9 protein-coding genes and 1 pseudogene are annotated in these 16,497 nt (G+C 58.7%); 6 read left to right on the top strand and 4 right to left on the bottom strand.

Translation table 11 applies throughout. From position 1 onward, the window contains the following. Window position 1: 1 nt before the first annotated feature. Window positions 2–1,825 (bottom strand): serine hydrolase domain-containing protein, encoded by a 1,824-nt coding sequence (locus JFV30_RS13115; RefSeq protein WP_201124188.1) that lies wholly within the window; start codon window positions 1,823–1,825, stop codon window positions 2–4. Window positions 1,826–2,022: 197 nt separating this feature from the next. Between JFV30_RS13115 and JFV30_RS13110 the strand changes: the two genes are divergently transcribed. Beyond that, a complete protein-coding gene (locus tag JFV30_RS13110; RefSeq protein WP_201124186.1) occupies window positions 2,023–2,694 on the top strand; it encodes a DUF3313 domain-containing protein in 672 nt (223 codons plus the stop codon). Window positions 2,695–2,724: 30 nt separating this feature from the next. Here JFV30_RS13110 and JFV30_RS13105 read toward each other — a convergent pair whose 3' ends face one another. Together JFV30_RS13105 and JFV30_RS13100 are read right to left on the bottom strand one after the other, a co-directional pair. Further along, a complete protein-coding gene (locus tag JFV30_RS13105; RefSeq protein WP_201124184.1) occupies window positions 2,725–4,125 on the bottom strand; it encodes a DUF1254 domain-containing protein in 1,401 nt (466 codons plus the stop codon). Between the two features lie 234 nt (window positions 4,126–4,359). Then, window positions 4,360–4,719 carry a response regulator gene (locus JFV30_RS13100; protein ID WP_201124182.1) on the bottom strand — a complete coding sequence of 120 codons (360 nt, stop codon included), beginning with the start codon at window positions 4,717–4,719 and terminating at the stop codon, window positions 4,360–4,362. 323 nt (window positions 4,720–5,042) lie between these two features. Here JFV30_RS13100 and JFV30_RS13095 point away from each other — a divergent pair, with 323 nt between their 5' ends. From JFV30_RS13095 to JFV30_RS13075, 5 genes and pseudogenes are all read left to right on the top strand, one after another. Next, window positions 5,043–8,540, top strand: coding sequence for a response regulator (locus JFV30_RS13095; protein WP_201124180.1), 3,498 nt, complete (start codon window positions 5,043–5,045; stop codon window positions 8,538–8,540). A gap of 15 nt (window positions 8,541–8,555) precedes the next feature. Next, window positions 8,556–9,370: pseudogene (locus tag JFV30_RS13090) on the top strand (CheR family methyltransferase). Next, window positions 9,367–9,966 carry a chemotaxis protein CheB gene (locus JFV30_RS13085; RefSeq protein WP_169388527.1) on the top strand — a complete coding sequence of 200 codons (600 nt, stop codon included), beginning with the start codon at window positions 9,367–9,369 and terminating at the stop codon, window positions 9,964–9,966. Before JFV30_RS13090 ends, JFV30_RS13085 begins: the two are co-directional and overlap by 4 nt. Further along, window positions 9,960–11,153, top strand: a complete 1,194-nt coding sequence (locus tag JFV30_RS13080; RefSeq protein WP_010171104.1) for a hybrid sensor histidine kinase/response regulator — start codon at window positions 9,960–9,962, stop codon at window positions 11,151–11,153. The genes JFV30_RS13085 and JFV30_RS13080 overlap by 7 nt, the downstream gene beginning before the upstream one ends. A gap of 78 nt (window positions 11,154–11,231) precedes the next feature. Next, window positions 11,232–11,609, top strand: coding sequence for a response regulator (locus JFV30_RS13075; RefSeq protein ID WP_010171103.1), 378 nt, complete (start codon window positions 11,232–11,234; stop codon window positions 11,607–11,609). Window positions 11,610–11,731: 122 nt separating this feature from the next. On the opposite strand, the gene JFV30_RS13070 is transcribed toward JFV30_RS13075, so the two are convergent. Further along, window positions 11,732–16,474, bottom strand: coding sequence for a YopT-type cysteine protease domain-containing protein (locus tag JFV30_RS13070; RefSeq protein WP_201124178.1), 4,743 nt, complete (start codon window positions 16,472–16,474; stop codon window positions 11,732–11,734). Between the last annotated feature and the right edge of the window lie 23 nt (window positions 16,475–16,497).

Genomic DNA, 16,497 nt, shown 5'->3' with positions numbered 1-16,497 from the left:
GTCAGAGACTCAAGGGGTTGTGGGGAGAATCGGTACGTTTGAAGTGGTAGCCGGAGGCGCTCAGGCCGTTGACCTGGCGGCTCACGGTGTCGCCCAGGCCATAGCCGTTGCCGGCCAGCACCGCGTGGGCGTTATCCACGGGCAGCAGGATGTAGTCGGTCAGCGGCTCGTCATGCAGTTGGCCGCGGATCACCAGGAAGCCGTTTTCCAGGCGCACGCTGATGCCGCTCAAGGGCGCGTCGGGCTCATGGGTGTTGAGCACCTGATAGGTGCCGATGGTGTCGGCCCAGGCGTTGCTCAGTGGCGTCGGTTCGATACGTTCGCCCACCGGCACCCGCTGGCCGTGGCTGCGGGCGGTGAGCATCTGGCGGCCTTGCACCGTCACCACATCCAGCTGTACGCGGCCCAGCTCGCCCAGGTCCTTGAGCCAGAACCCCAGGAACTTCTGCTGTGCCCGCAGCCAGCCCTGGCCATCGCGCAGCAGTTCGAAACGGGTGTCGGCCAACTCGCCATACAGCTTGCCGTTTTCGTCCTTGATGCGGAACACGCCCCAGGCCGTGGCATAGAAACCGGCCAGGCGCGTGCGGTCAATGGCAGCGGGCACTTGGCGAATTTTCAGTCCGTGGGTGGGTTCCTGGCAGGTGTCGGCACACACCGGGTTGCCGGTCTGGGCCTGAAGCATCAGGCGCAGGGTGTCGGTGGTCAGGGACACCACCAGCTCTTCGGCGTTGCTGTCGTTGGCCATCACGATCACGGCCAGTTGCTGGTCCGGCAGCATTGTCAGTTGCGCGGCGAAATCGTCGCCGCCACCGCTGTGCTGAAAGGTGCGGATGCCCGGGGCCACCGGCTCGTCACCGCAGGGCGCGAGAAACCATCCCAGGCCCATCTGGCAGTCGAAATCCAGGGCGTTGCCGGTGTTTTGTCGGGTGAACATTTCATCAATCGACGGGCTGCCCAGTACCTGTTTGTCTTTGTAGAGGCCCCGGGCAAAAAGCATGCGCACGTAGTGGCTGAGGTCTTTGGGGCTGGTCCACAACCCACCGGCGGCGAGGTCGCGTACCTGGGCGTCGGCGCTGGCAATGCCGTCTTCATAACCCCGTGCGCGGAAGCCCGGTTGCGTGCCGGTACCAACGAAGCTCGACTGGTTCATCTCCAGCGGCTTGAGCAGGCTGCTTTGCAACCGGGTTTCGAAGTCTTGCCCGCTGCTGCGCTCGATGGCAGCGCCGGCCAGGGCGTAGCCGAGGTTGGAGTAGGCCACCTGGGTGCCCGGTGGCGTGCTCAGCCACACCCCGGAAATGCGCATCGGCATCTGGCCCATGGCGAAGGTGTTGCGCACGTCCCGCAAGTGTTCACTGGGCAGCCCGGACTGGTGGCTGAGCAGGCGGCGCAGGGTGATGTCGCGGTCGGCGGCGGCCTGGTCGGAGTGAAAGCGCGAGCGTACGTAGAATTCCCGCAGGGTGTCCTGGATCGGCGCGTCGAGGTCCAGGCGCTGTTGCTCCACCAGTTGCAGGGCAGCGGTGGCGGTGAGCAGTTTGGAGAGGGCGCCGGCGCGGAAGGCGGTGTTAGGGGTGACCGGCTTGCCGAGGGTTTTGTCGGCAACGCCAAACCCTTGGGCCCAGATCAGTTCCTGGCCGTTGACCAGGGCGATGGACAGGCCGGCGGTGCCTTGCCTGGCCATTTCAACGGGGATGCGTTTTTGCAGGTAGCGGATGATTGCGCTGTAGTCGCCCTTGGGGATAGGCGGCGGGGCCGGTGGCTGGCCATGGCAGCCGATGCTGCCGAGCAGGCAACCCAGCAGCGGGATACTGCGCAAAGTGCGAAACATGATGAGCACCCGAGGGGTGGTTTGGATGCTCGAATGCTAGGGGCGGCCCGTCCATGCGTCTTTGTGAGCTTTGTCGGGAAAGTGTCAAAGACTGTTAATGCAGGCCGCCCCGAGCGGGTTTGCTTAATTGCCGAAGCTCCAGCATCAGCTATACCTAATGCTCAGCGCTTCCTCAACGTCAGCCAAGGAGTATCGCGATGAAACTGGGAATAATGATCAGCACCGTGTGTATTGCCACGATCGGGGTGATGGGGTGTTCCAGCAAGGTGACGCAGCCGGACGAATACTCCGGGTTTCTCTCCGACTACAGCAACCTCAAGGAAGCTAAGTCGCCATCGGGCGCGCCGGTGATGCGTTGGGTGGACCCCAACCTGAGTCTGAGCCGCTATAACGCGGTGTACATCGAGCCCACCCAGTTCTACCCCAAGCCGCAAGCCAGCACCAAGATCCCTGAAAGCACCCTGCAGGGCATCAGCACCTACTACAGCCAGGCGCTCAAGCGCGAACTGGAAAAGTCCTTGCCTCTGGCCGATGGACCAGGCCCGGGCGTGATAGTGGTGCGTGCGGCGATCACCGCCGTCAGCAGCAAGACCGAAAGTCTCAAGCCATATGAGTACATTCCTGTCGCCCTGGTGGTCGCCACGGTCAGCACGGGCGCCGGAATTCGTGACCAGGAAACCACCTTGGGCACCGAAGCCCAATTCCTCGATGGTGCCAGTGGCAAGGTGGTCGCCCAAGTCGTGCGCAAAGGCACCGGTAAACCGTTGGCAAACGACTCCCAGGTGATGAAAGCCGATGACGTGAAAAGCGTCATCGACGGCTGGGCGTCGGACCTGCATCAATCGTTTTTGAAGCTTAAAAAGGGCTAAGCCTCAAACGGTGCGCGACTTGAGCGGGTGCTATTTGATCGGTGTGAGCGGTGGCTGCTTCCATTGCCCGTTACCCACTTCAGGCTTGGGCAGGTAAATGCGCAATAGGGCATAGAACGGGCCGGGTGGTGCTGGCAGCCAGTTGCTTTGTTCCGCCTTCGGTGGCTCGTGGTGCGCGACCAACAGCGTCAGGCCGCCATCGGCGTCGAGCTTGAAGTTGGGCAACATCCCCGACGTGAGTAGGTAGCGCTTTTTCAGGTTGGGGGTCAGCAGGTTGGTCTTGGCGTTGTACATGGTCAGTGACCAGAATGCGTCGGCGGGCGGCAACTGGTCCTTTGCAAAGTGCAGGGTGTAGCTGTGGCGTGCGCCGTTGGCGGGTTTGCCTTCGCTGTCCACGGAGTAGCGCAGGTAGGCCGTTTCATCGCCGGAGTTGCCAAACAGGTGCAGGTTGGCGCCGGCGTAGCGGTACAGGTAATTGTTCTGGAGGTGGTCGCGGTTACCAAACAGGTCAGCACTGGATGCTTGATGGGTATCGATCTTGTCTTTTTTGAAGGCGGCATACTCGGCTTTGCCGTCGGCGATGCCGTCATCCAGCGCTTTGCGTTGCTCAACCGTCAGAGCCTTGAGGTCGAACGGTTTGCCCGCCGCAACGCCGATCCTGGCAAAACGCGCGAGCACGTCTTTCTCACTGTCCTGCGGTGCTGCGTACGCCAGCATGAAGTTCAGATAGCGGAACAGATGCACGCTGTCGCTCATGTTCGGCGTAGGCTTGGGCCAGGCAATTTTCGGCGGCTTGATGGGTTTAGGCTGGTTTACGTAGCTGCTCAGGGTCTGGACTTTATAGCCGCTCTGGATCTGTCTTACCTTACCCAGGTCCTTTTCATCGAACAATTGCGTGCGGTACAGGGCGTAGGCGATGTTGCTTTCGCTGTACACGACGCGGTCGATATCGGTTGGCTGCTGGCCTTTCCAGCCCGGGCCGACGACCATGTAGTGGCCACCGTTGTTGCCGGTGCTGCGTGTGCCCAGGTAGCCGAAGTTCTGCGTGTAGAGGTCGATCAACTGCACGGCGTAGTAGCGGTTGTCTTCGATCCTGGGCAGGGTCAGTACCACTGGCTCGGCCCGCAGGTCGAGCCAGACAAAGGAGTTGGGCGTGTCCGGGTTGGGGGTGGGGATGGCGGTATCTTTAGGGGTTATCGCTTGCGCAGTGTTGCCGATATGGTTGAACGGCGCCTTGAAGTTCGGCCCGGCTTTGTCGACGGCCTGGGTGTAGAGAGTCTTGTACATCTCCACCACCGGGAAGCCATAAAGGTAGGCTTCTTTGGCAATGGCCCGTGCTTCACTCGGCGTGGCGGTGAAATCGGCCCAGGCGCCGGTACTCATGAGAATCGAGAGGCTCGCCAACAGCAGGCGCGTCGGTGTTCGAATCATGTTGTTGCGTCCTTACTGAATCAGTCGGATGTCGTCGAGGTTTCAGCGGTTATCAACGCAGGCTTCGGTCGGCGCGTACAGTCGCAACCGGCTGAACCTTTGCGTGCAGGCAGAGTTTGCACTCAGTTGCTCAGGAAGTCTTTTGGCACGTGAGGTTCAACGCAAAGATCTATCGATCAGTCGACATCAACGAGATTAAAGTGCCGCCTGTGAAAGGCGGCAACGGGGATGGGGTCAAGGCAGCATGGATTTGACTTTGTCACGCAACTGATCAATCGAGAACGGTTTGGCAATCACCTGGGTGCCAACCGGCACATTGATATTCTCGGCGTAACCACTGGCAAACAGAATCGGCAGGGCGGGTCTCAGTTCACGGGCCTTGGCGGCCAGTTCCACGCCACTCATGCCCGGCAGGCCGTGGTCGGTCATCATCAAGTCGATGGTCAGCGCGGAATTGTTGACGATACCCAGGGCGCTTTCGGCGTCTGCCGCTTCAAGCACCTGGAACTCCAGCTCTTCGAGGACATCGACGATCAGCATGCGCACGATGGCGTCGTCTTCGACTACAAGGATGGTGGAGGCTGCGGCGGACATAGTGAGAGTTCCCGAGAAGTGGAGGGTACAGGTCTTGATCAGTTGAAAGACCATCCTCTAATGAGTTGCGTCAATCTCGGCAAGTTCCCGAAACAAGGTAGGCATTGTGCCGGTAATGCGTAGGAATGTCCTCCGGTGTTACTCAATCGTGGTGTGCCGAAGCCGCGTTTCAGCGCGTATTGCAACCTGTAGAAAAACACGGGCGCTCGTATATTTTTCAATGAGTTAGGCAGTAAATGTGGCCAATGCTGGCAGAAAAATAGCGCTCAGGCGCGACTTTGGGGCAAACTCCTCGTTTTTCCGCATTTGGCCAAGGCATCCCCATGACTCCCGCGTCGTCAGTCGATGAGAAAAGCTTCCGTAAACTGTTGAGCCGCAACGTGGCGTTGCCCCTGGGTGTCGGCGTGCTCAGCGCGGTGTTTTTCGTGTGCCTGATCACCTACCTGTTGTCGGTGATCCAGTGGGTCGAACACACCGATCGGGTGATCAATAACCTCAACGAAACCTCAAAGCTGACGGTTGACCTGGAAACCGGCATGCGTGGCTTCCTGATCACTGGCGACGAGCATTTCCTCGACCCTTACGAAGTGGCCAAGCCGCGGATCATCTCCGACCTGCGCAACTTGCAGGTGCTGGTGGCGGATAACCCGGAGCAGGTTGACCGACTCAAGCGCCTGGAGTCGCTGCAAATGGCGTGGAACACCTACGCCCAGTCGATGATTGATATGCAGCGCCAGAACGGCGACTACCGCTCGGCCGTGAAAGCCGGGCGCGGCAAGAGCCTGACAGACGAGATCCGCAAGGAGTACGACCGGGCGGTGGCGATGGAGCAACAGTTCCGCATCACCCGCAATGAAGACGTCACTCGCACCACCATTATCAGCGTCAGCCTGTACCTGGTGTTTGTGCTCGGGTTGAGCGGCATCCTGGCGTATATCGGAAGAAAAAATCTATTAGAACTATCAGCAAGTTACAGCGAAAACCTCGAGTCGCAACAGAGGATTGCCAAGCGCCTTGAACAGCAAGCGTGGCTGCGCAACGGCCAGACCGAACTGGCCGAACAGGTGCTGGGCCAGCTGACCTTGAACATGCTGGGCCGCAATGTGTTGCAGTTCTTCGCCCAATACATGGGCTCGGCGGTGGCCGCGCTGTATGTGCGTGAAGAGCACGGCGGCCTCACTCGGGTGGCCACCTATGGCTTCTCCCGTGAGCAAGAGCAGCAGGAACAGTCGATCTACAACGATGAGGGCATCGTCGGCCAGTCGGCCCGCCAGGACCGCCTGATTCGCCTCGACGATGTGCCGGTGGACTACTTCAAGGTCAGTTCCGGCCTGGGCGAGGGCCCTACCCGCAGTGTGCTGGTGGTGCCGACCAGCGATGATGGCCGGGTCAACGGTGTGATCGAACTGGGCTTCCTGCGCGAGCTGGATGAACGTGACGTGGAATTGCTGGAGTTGATTGCCGACAACATCGGCACCTCCATCGAAGCCGCCCGTTATCGCCAGCGTTTGCAGGAAGTACTGGCCGAAACCCAACAACTCAATGAAGAGCTGCAGGTTCAGCAGGAAGAACTCAAGACCGCCAACGAGGAGCTGGAAGAGCAGTCACGCATTCTCAAGGAGTCCCAGGCGCACCTGGAAACCCAGCAGGCGGAACTGGAACAGACCAACGAACAGTTGGCCGAGCAGACCCAGACCCTGGCCGAACAGCGCGATGCCATGGACCAGAAGAACGTCCAGCTCAATCGCGTACAGATCGAGCTGGAAGAGCGTGCCGACGAGTTGCAGCGCTCCAGCAAGTACAAGTCCGAATTCCTCGCCAACATGTCCCACGAGCTGCGCACGCCGCTCAACAGTTCGCTGATCCTGGCCAAGCTGCTGGCAGAGAACCCCCAGGAAAACCTCAGCGCCGAACAGGTCAAGTTTGCCGAGTCGATCTATTCGGCCGGCAACGACTTGCTCAACCTGATCAACGACATCCTCGACATCTCAAAGGTGGAGGCCGGCAAGCTGGAAATGCGCCCCGAGAACACCAGCGTCGCGCGGCTGGTGGATGGTTTGCGCGGGATGTTCGAGCCCCTGGCGGCCGACCGCAAACTCGGGTTCCAGATGCAGGTGCAGGAAGGTTCACCGCACATGCTGTACACCGACCGCCAGCGCCTGGAGCAGATTCTGAAGAACCTGCTGTCCAACGCGGTCAAGTTCACCGAGAAGGGCCAGGTCAGCCTGACGGTCTCCCGCCAGCCGGACGAGGGCATTGCCTTCACCGTGCGCGACTCAGGGATCGGAATTGCGCCGGACCAGCAGGAAAGCATCTTCGAAGCCTTCCGCCAGGCCGATGGCACCACCAACCGCCGTTACGGCGGTACCGGCCTGGGACTGTCGATCTCCCGTGACCTGGCCAGCCTGCTGGGCGGGTACATCAGTGTGACCAGTGAGCCGGGCCAGGGCAGCGTCTTCACCCTGGTGCTGCCGGAACACTACGTTGAGCGTGACGCAGACGCACCGGCCATCGAGGCGCCGCGTGTGGTGGTCCCGGCCCCCGCACCGGCCCCGGTCAAGGTTTCGCCGCTGCCCGTCGCCGACGCGGCGCAGATCCCGCGCTTCATCGATGACCGTGACAAGGCACCGTTTACCACCCGCTGCATCCTGGTGGTGGAAGACGAGCCGAACTTTGCGCGCATTCTGTTCGACCTTGCCCATGAACTCGGTTACCACTGCCTGGTGGCCCATGGCGCGGACGAAGGCTACAGCCTGGCGGAACAGTACATTCCCGACGCCATCCTGCTGGACATGCGCCTGCCGGACCACTCCGGCCTGACCGTGCTGCAACGCCTCAAGGAACATGCCGGGACCCGGCACATCCCGGTGCACGTGATTTCCGTCGAAGACCGCGTCGAGGCGGCCATGCACATGGGCGCCGTGGGGTATGCGGTCAAGCCGACCACCCGTGAAGAGCTCAAGGATGTCTTTGCACGCCTGGAGGCCAAGCTGACGCAAAAGGTCAAGCGCGTTCTGCTGGTGGAAGACGACGACTTGCAGCGCGACAGCATTGCCCGCCTGATCGGCGACGATGACATCGAGATCACTGCCGTTGGCTTCGCCCAGGAAGCCCTGGACCTGCTGCGCAACAATATCTACGACTGCATGATCATCGACCTCAAGCTGCCGGACATGCTCGGTAACGAGTTGCTCAAGCGCATGTCCACCGAAGACATCTGTTCGTTCCCGCCGGTAATCGTCTACACCGGGCGCAACCTGACCCGGGACGAAGAGGCCGAACTGCGCAAGTATTCGCGCTCGATCATCATCAAGGGCGCACGCTCTCCCGAGCGCCTGCTGGACGAAGTGACACTCTTTCTGCACAAAGTCGAATCCAAGTTGTCCCATGAACGCCAGACAATGCTCAGGACCGCCCGCAGTCGCGACAAGGTCTTCGAGGGGCGCAAGGTGCTGCTGGTGGATGACGATGTGCGCAATATCTTCGCCCTCACCAGCGCCCTGGAACACAAGGGCGCGATTGTCGTCATTGGCCGTAACGGCCGCGAGGCGATCGAGAAGCTCAATGAGGTCGATGACATCGACCTGGTGTTGATGGACGTGATGATGCCGGAGATGGACGGTTACGAGGCCACGGCCTTGATCCGCCAGGACCCGCGCTGGCGCAAACTGCCGATCATCGCGGTAACGGCCAAGGCCATGAAGGACGATCAGGAGCGCTGCCTGGCAGCGGGCTCCAACGATTACCTGGCCAAGCCCATCGACCTTGACCGATTGTTTTCGTTGATTCGGGTATGGCTCCCGAAGATGGAACGCATTTAAGTGGAAAGACGCTAATTGGAACGAAGCACCGATATTGAACTGCGCTTGCTGATCGAGGCTATTTACCTCAAGTACAGCTATGACTTTCGCGATTACTCCGGCGCGTCGGTAAAGCGCCGCGTGGCCCATGCCCTGCGCCAGTTCGACTGCAATACCATCTCGGCCTTGCAGGAGCGGGTGCTGCACGACCCGACGGCGTTCATGCAGTTACTGCAGTTCCTGACCATTCCCGTCAGCGAGATGTTTCGCGACCCTTCGCACTTCCTCGCGATTCGCCAGGAAGTGGTGCCGCTGCTCAAGACCTACCCGTCGATCAAGATCTGGATCGCGGGCTGCAGCACCGGGGAAGAGGTTTACTCCATGGCCATCCTGCTGCGGGAGGAGGGGTTGCTGGAGCGCACCATCATCTATGCCACCGACATCAATCCCCGCTCCCTGGAAAAAGCCAAGCAGGGGATTTTTCCCTGGAGAACATCCGCGCGTATACCCACAACTACCAGCAGGCCGGTGGGCGATGTTCATTTGCCGATTACTACACCGCGGCTTACGATCACGCGATCTTTGACAAGACCCTGCGCGAGAACGTGACCTTCGCCGATCACAGCCTGGCGACGGACAGCGTATTCTCAGAAACTCAATTAATTTCCTGTCGTAACGTACTGATTTATTTCAATAAAAAGTTGCAGGATCGGGCGTTTGGATTGTTTCATGAGTCGCTGTGTCATCGCGGCTTCCTGGTGCTGGGCAGCAAGGAAACCCTGGATTTCTCGGCCTACAGCAAACGGTTCGAACCCCTGGTCAAGCAAGAACGGATCTACCGAAAATTATGAACCAAGCTGCTGCCAGCCCGGTATCCGGGATCGAGGCTATTGTGATCGGCGCTTCCGCAGGCGGGGTCGAGGCGTTGCTGAGTATCTTCAGCGCCTTGCCCGCCAGCTTCAGCCTGCCGATCATCACCGTGTTGCACCTGCCAGACGAGCGTCGCAGCCAGTTGGCGGAAGTGTTCGACCGGCGCGTGTCGATGAGCGTGGTCGAGGCCCGCGACAAGGAACTGATCCAGCCAGGCACCCTGTATTTTGCCGGCCCCGGCTATCACCTGTCGGTGGAGCACGACCGCAGCCTGTCACTGAGCCAGGAGGACCGTGTGCACCATTCCCGGCCCGCCATTGACTACCTGTTCGAATCGGCGGCCGACGTCTATGGCGAGGGCTTGCTGGCGGTCCTGCTGACGGGGGCCAACCAGGACGGCGCCCGGGGCCTGGCCCACGTCAAGCAGTGCGCAGGCATCACCGTGGTCCAGGACCCCTTGGAGGCGCGGGTCGCCGTGATGCCCCGGGCTGCCCTGGCGCTGCATGAACCTGACTATATCCTCACCTTGAGCCGCATCGGCGAGTTGCTGGCCTCCCTGGAATCGTCCCCATGTTAAGTACTGTCCAGGCCAAACTGCTGATCGTTGACGATCTGCCGGAAAACCTGCTGGCCCTTGAAGCGCTGATCAAGCGCGAGGACCGTCAGGTCTACAAGGCACTGAGCGCCGACGAGGCCTTGTCGCTGCTGTTGGAACACGAGTTCGCCATGGCCATTCTCGACGTGCAGATGCCGGGCATGAACGGCTTCGAACTGGCCGAGTTGATGCGTGGCACCGAAAAGACCAAGAACATCCCCATCGTGTTTGTCAGCGCCGCCGGCCGTGAACTCAACTATGCGTTCAAGGGCTACGAAAGCGGTGCCGTGGACTTCCTGCACAAGCCGCTGGATATCCATGCGGTCAAGAGCAAGGTCAATGTGTTCGTCGACCTCTACCGCCAGAGCAAGGCGATGAAGCTGCAGGTGGAAGCCCTTGAGCAGAGCCGTCGCGAGCAGGAAGCCTTGTTGACGCGCTTGCAGGCGACCCAGGCCGAGCTTGAGCAGGCGGTGCGCATGCGTGACGACTTCATGTCGATCGTTGCCCACGAAGTGCGCACACCCCTGAACGGGCTGATCCTGGAAACCCAATTGCGCAAGATGCACCTGGCCCGGGACAACGCCGCCGCGTTCACCCTGGACAAGATGCACGCCATGGTCGACCGCGATGAGCGGCAGATCCAGAGCCTGATCCGCTTGATCGAAGACATGCTCGATGTGTCGCGCATCCGCACCGGCAAGCTGTCCATTCGCCCAGGGCGCTTTGACCTGACGCAACTGGTGCGCAACCTGCTGGAGAACTTTGCCCCGCAAGTCGCCGCGGCCGAGTCCTCGGTGAAATGGATCGAAGAAGGCCCGGTCGTGGGCAACTGGGACGAGTTCCGTATCGAGCAAGTGGTGTCCAACCTGCTGACCAATGCCCTGCGTTACGGGGCCAAGAGCCCGGTGGAAGTGCGGGTGTATGCCGAGCACGGCGAGGCGCGCGTCGAGGTGCGGGACCACGGGATCGGCATCAGCGAAGACAACCAGAAGCGGATTTTCCAGCAGTTCGAGCGGGTGTCGGCCAGCCATGCGGTGGCGGGCCTGGGCCTAGGCCTGTTTATCTCCGAACAGATTATCGCGGCCCACGGCGGTACTATCGAAGTTGAAAGCCGGATAGGCGAGGGCGCCCTGTTTCGCGTCTGTTTGCCCCTGGAGGCCGGGGCGTGAAATCAATCGTGAATCCGACGCAACCTCTGCGTGACCCTATGGTCGTATCAGCAGCAATTGACCGGACAAAGGCTTCCCATGAGTGAAGATGCGCAAGATGTGGTTCTGATCGTCGAAGATGACGAGTCGATTATGTTTGTGTTGGGTGAGTACCTGTCGGGCCTCGGGTACCGGGTATTGAAGGCGATTGACGGTGAGCAGGCGTTTGAAATCCTGGCCACCAAGCCACACCTGGACCTGATGGTGACCGACTATCGCCTGCCGGGCGGCATCTCCGGCGTGCAGATCGCCGAGCCCGCGATCAAGCTGCGACCGGAATTGAAGGTGATCTTTATCAGCGGCTACCCGCAGGAAATTCTCGACTGCAACAGCCCGATCACCCGCAACGCACCGATCCTGGCCAAGCCGTTTGATCTGGATACGTTGCAGGAGCACATTCAGCGGTTGTTGGCTTAAACGGGAACCAGCGTTGCGAATCGGAAGTAACGCGGGAAGCCGCAATGGTCATGGCTTCCGTAAGTGGCTTGGTGACCACCGACTCAGGCGTCTGAGTCGAGTGGGTTACGGAGTGTTTAAAACTAACCCGCGATAAATGCCGCGGGTACATCTCCTTTGATATAAAACACCTCAGCTTCCTGCAGATGCAATTTCTCAATGGCTTGCAAAAGTGTTGCTTTCGTAATTTTCTTCTGGGCTATCAGGCGTTCGCCATCCTTCAGAATGATGTCGGCAACTGTACGAAAGGCTCCAGGGTCTTGCGTGGTGTCGACAGTAAAGACAGGCACTTTAGTATCTTCGGTCGAGTACATCGTGGCGAAGCTCTCGGCCTTTGCCTTTTTTGCGCTGAAAGACATGACTTCGCCACTACTGCCTCCTGTCCGGGCAGTGTGTTGGATAATGGCAGCGAGGTAATCATCTCCGGAAGCTATGGCACCCGCCGCACGCCTGAGGCCGGTTGCGGCGGTGTCGTTAGCCGCCGTATGAGCCCGATATATTTGGGGTGGGATATCAAAGTCCGCACTTTTGAGCTCGCCCAGGGTTTTAATCGAAGGCGGGGTTCCGGGCTGAGCGAGACGCTGCTTAAGTAGATTGTCTATGAACCGTTCAGCACTTCTCACGCTGGGTGGCTGGACAAGTATTGGCGCGTCATACAGTGCTTTAACATCCTTACCCAAAACACTGTTTTTCTGCTGCCAATCGTCTGCATGGTTAAAAACTTGGAACTCCAACTTATTAGGGTCGGTACTGTGGGTTTTATATTGCGGAACCAATTTTTTATCGCGAGTCAGTTTTTCCAGTCCTTTTTCCATCGCCTCCGCGCTTGAGAAGTTCGCAATGCCAAAATTGGGATCATAAAAGTAATAGGTTTTGCGGGTGCCATCGATTTTTACCCCAGCCGCCATTGCATGGCCTGGAGAGTCGATCATGACTGACTTTGAAACAGTGGAGTCGGCCAGTTCCGTGACCATGCTTTTAACTGAAAGCTGTCGTACGGGTTGGCCTGCATGGAAGGCACTTCGCGCACCCACTTGGGTTTGGAGCTTACTAAGCTTCGTGATAAATGCCCTGGAAGCCGGGCCTGCCGGAAATGCCGCTGCGAGGACCATGTTTTTGATTAATATCTGTTCCTTACCTTCTGCAGCGGCGTTTGCCATGACGCGCGAAAGTGCAGCACATTGCCCATCAGACAATTGCATTGTTTGGGAGAAGTACAGGACTTGTGGGATAGGTATGACGTCTCCGAAACGCAGCTCGATATTGTCGATAAATCTCGCTGATCCGGTCCGGCCCAGTTCGTAGGAGAGATCGTCGTATTTCCTGACCAGCATACCGACTTGCTCAGCCGTGATGTTCTTGTCTGCGGCCAGTTTCATGATACCTGCCGCTTTTATATTATTGGAGAAGCCCTTTATCGTCTCAGGGTTTCCAGTGGAGTAACCGCGATCAAACGCTGCTTTTCCAGGCCCGTCTCGATGCGTGTTAACGGTTTTTTTCCAATGATTGACAACGGCTTCATCCACCTTCTTGACGATACCGTCCGCCGTGGCCCATTTTGCGAGCATCTCCGTATCTGACGTCGCGGAGGGAACAAAGTCCTGCAGGGCAGTACCGTAGGGTTGACGGGTGGCGGGGTTATAGTGGAACCATTTCCCGTCCTGAAGAACCGCCGGGCCTTGCACAATGTTATTGCCTTGCTTGAAGGTACCGAATGAGGATGAATCGAATCGCTTGCTGGCGCTCACGAGGTCATAGGTATCGGCAGCGTGCGTGACCTTCCTGAAGGCGTTTCTGGTTCCCTTGAGTCCTGCCTTTCCCAGCCTGAACGTACCGATGCCCAGATCGACAATTCCGTCCAGTGGATTGATGGCACCCATGGCGCCGCGCCCGATGATTTTTGCCCCATGGGCAATTTTTCTGGCGAGGGATGCACCTGACCGGGTTGCAGCGCCTATATTTCTGCCAAGGGATACACCTGCTTGTACTGCCTTTGCGGCCTTGGCCGCAGCCCCGACCCCCAAGACAAAGCCGAAGGCATCGAACGCCAAGTGAACGATGCCGTCGCCAATGTTGCCTTCTTGAAAGTTCTGGATGGCCGAACGCAGCGGGATAAGATTCAGCATGAATTCCTGGACTTTTTTGTAGAAGGGGACCTCGGTGTCGAAGGTTGTCATGCCCTTGGCCGCATGCTCCAGCTCGCGGATTCCGACATTTTCGATCATCGCGCCGGCGATGTATCGGGTCTTCTCGCTTGTAAAGCTGTTGGGCGTAGCGGTCGAATGTTTTTTGTCGGTGACGTTTGGCGAGTAGCTGCCGGCAGGCTCAACTGCTTTCAGCATGGTCCTGCGGCGGCTATGCCCATCGGCATAAAATTGCGGCCCCAGTGGATGGCCCTTCAGCTCATCACGTTTGCGCGTAGTGTTTGTACGCAGGTTGATTTCATAAACATGTTCGGCACCACCGTCGAGTTCCGCTTTTACCAGGAGGGTATTGGGTACTTTTGTTTCAACGATTTGGCCAAAGGGCGATTGAGTGATGTTGTATTCCGAGAGCGGGGTGATTTTCGCCTGATCAATATTTATTCTGCCCTCAATAGGCATCGTGTTAATCAGGTGGGCGACTTGAGCGCCAATCGCTTTTTCGATCGCGGGAAAGTAGGCTGACATTGCAGTTTTAAATTGCTCATTGATATCAGGCAGTTGGTCGGCGTTGGCCTGGATATCGCGAATATGGAACTTTGTGCCTGACGACTCCCAATCGTGGATTTCAGCTGGGCGAGAATGGAGGTAACCCTTGAGGTAAAGATCCAGCACTGAATAGGGCCCTGGGTAGTCACGACGCTCCGGGAACGTTGTGATGCACTTTTCCTCGAACGGAATCCGATTACCATACACACGCCTGAGCTGCGCGAGCGCCATCTCCTCGCGTTCGGGCATGGGGGTCGATAGGGTTTTTGAGGCCTCACTCAACGTGTCGACCTGATGATTGAATGCGCTGGAAACGCGGCGCATCTGATCATCGGTGTATTGATCCTGGGGGTTCAACGGGGTTATCCCGTTGGCAACACCCCAGTCTTTAAGTGCCTCCCATTGAGCCCTTTGCGCGACGTGCCGGTCCTGGTCGGTGACGGGCGCGATGTCGTTTCGCATCATGACTTGTGCAAAGGTCATGCGCGCGGTTGAGCCAGGTGCTTGGGCTTCGATACGCGCCACGGCGGTACTGAAGCTCACCCAGGTATGTGAGCCGTAGGTCACAGTATCGGGGATCTCCTTGACCACATACGCAGGCGCCCTATGTGCCAGCAACAGGTGGGCCGCAATAGGCGCCATCTGCGCGCTGGCCCGCCCCGTGTCGACGAGGTGTTCAGCCAACTCGGTGACAGTGGCTGAAGGGGGCTTGCCCCAATGCTCAGAACGCGCCAGATCAAAACCGGCCACGGTCGTCCTGGCGGGACTCGACGTGGATCTATCGTCGGATTCTTCATCCAGGGTGGCGCTGAGGGCCGCCAGCGTCCAGTCGTTGATGCTATTGGGGGTCGATACGCCTTCAAACTTTTCCTGCAGCGCCAGGCCAAGCGCCTGAGCCTTGGGCGTAGCCAGGAGGGTTTGAATAAACTGCTCCCGGTTTCGCAATTGGTAGGGCGCGTAATCTTGTTGGTGGGTCAGATAGCCCAGCACCCCTTTAGGCTCGTCATAGTTGTCCAGGCCACTGATACCCAGAGTGTTTTGTCTCAGGGCGTTTTTCACGTTCCGCCGATCGTCATCGCTCCACGGGGTCGGCCAGGACAACGCTCCACCGAGGTTCCCCAGGGGGCTGGGAAAGGGGGCGGTGGTCAGAAACTGGCCGAGGCTGTAAAGATCATCGCGGCTCTTGGGCATGTCCCAAGCGTTGTCCCCGATGTATTTTTCGAGGCTGACGGTGGCATCTTCCTCCCACTGCCGGTGGGGCGAGTCGGCATGCAGGGTTATGGTGGTGTTGCTCAATTGATTGCGAATGAAGTGCTCCAATCGAGCGTTAACCAACGTCGGCGTTAGATACAAATGATGATAGGGCGGTAGCTTCGTGCGACGCATCAGCTTTTCGGACTCATCTTCCGCCCGGAGCATGACGTCAACCAGTTTGAGAGTGATCTGCCACTGGTCGTGGATGTCGGCCAGCCTGGTCTTTTCGTGCTGCAGGTTGTCTTCGGATCGCCTGGCCGCAGGTTCTGCGAGGTCAAAGGTCTTGGTTTGTTCCAGTTCCGCTGCGCGAGCGCCGGCGCCCTCCCTGTTAAAGCCGCCGCGGCCTTCGCCATAAAAGTCGGCCACTGCCCGGTAACTCGCTGATGTAGGGGTTGCGGGGGAGTAAATAATATAAGGAGAGGCGGACGTCAGTGCTTTTGCTGCTTGCATGATCGGCTCCATCATCGACGCCCACCCATAGCCTTCAGTGCTGCCCGAAAACACTCTGCGCTTACCGCCAACGAGAGCCGTGATGGAATTTTCTTTGTGATTGATCTCTATGGATTTTGTACGATCTATTCGCTTTTCTGTTGCCCAGCCGACAAAGAGCGGGTTCTTCATCACATTGTGCAGGTGTGACCACCATTGACCGAAGGCAGAGGCGGGGGGAATGTTCTGAATGTCGTTAAACGTCCCGGTGCTTTGCGCCGTGCGTAGCACCTGCGCAAAAAGCTCCGCCAACTCACTGTTGCCTTTGGCTTGTGCACCTGCTTCGGTGGGGCCAGTCTCCGCAGCCCGTGGCCGGCGGCTCGAGGGCTGCTGGGCCTCGGCATTGATGGTCTGTTGAAAAAAGGGATTAACGCGGGAGGCGGCAATGGTCATGGCTTTCGCTCATCAAGTATGTA

The organism is Pseudomonas sp. TH32, from assembly GCF_016650855.1.
Classification (GTDB): domain Bacteria; phylum Pseudomonadota; class Gammaproteobacteria; order Pseudomonadales; family Pseudomonadaceae; genus Aquipseudomonas.
The sequence above is the reverse complement of the archived record's forward strand: the minus strand, read 5'-3'. Positions and strand labels throughout refer to the sequence as shown.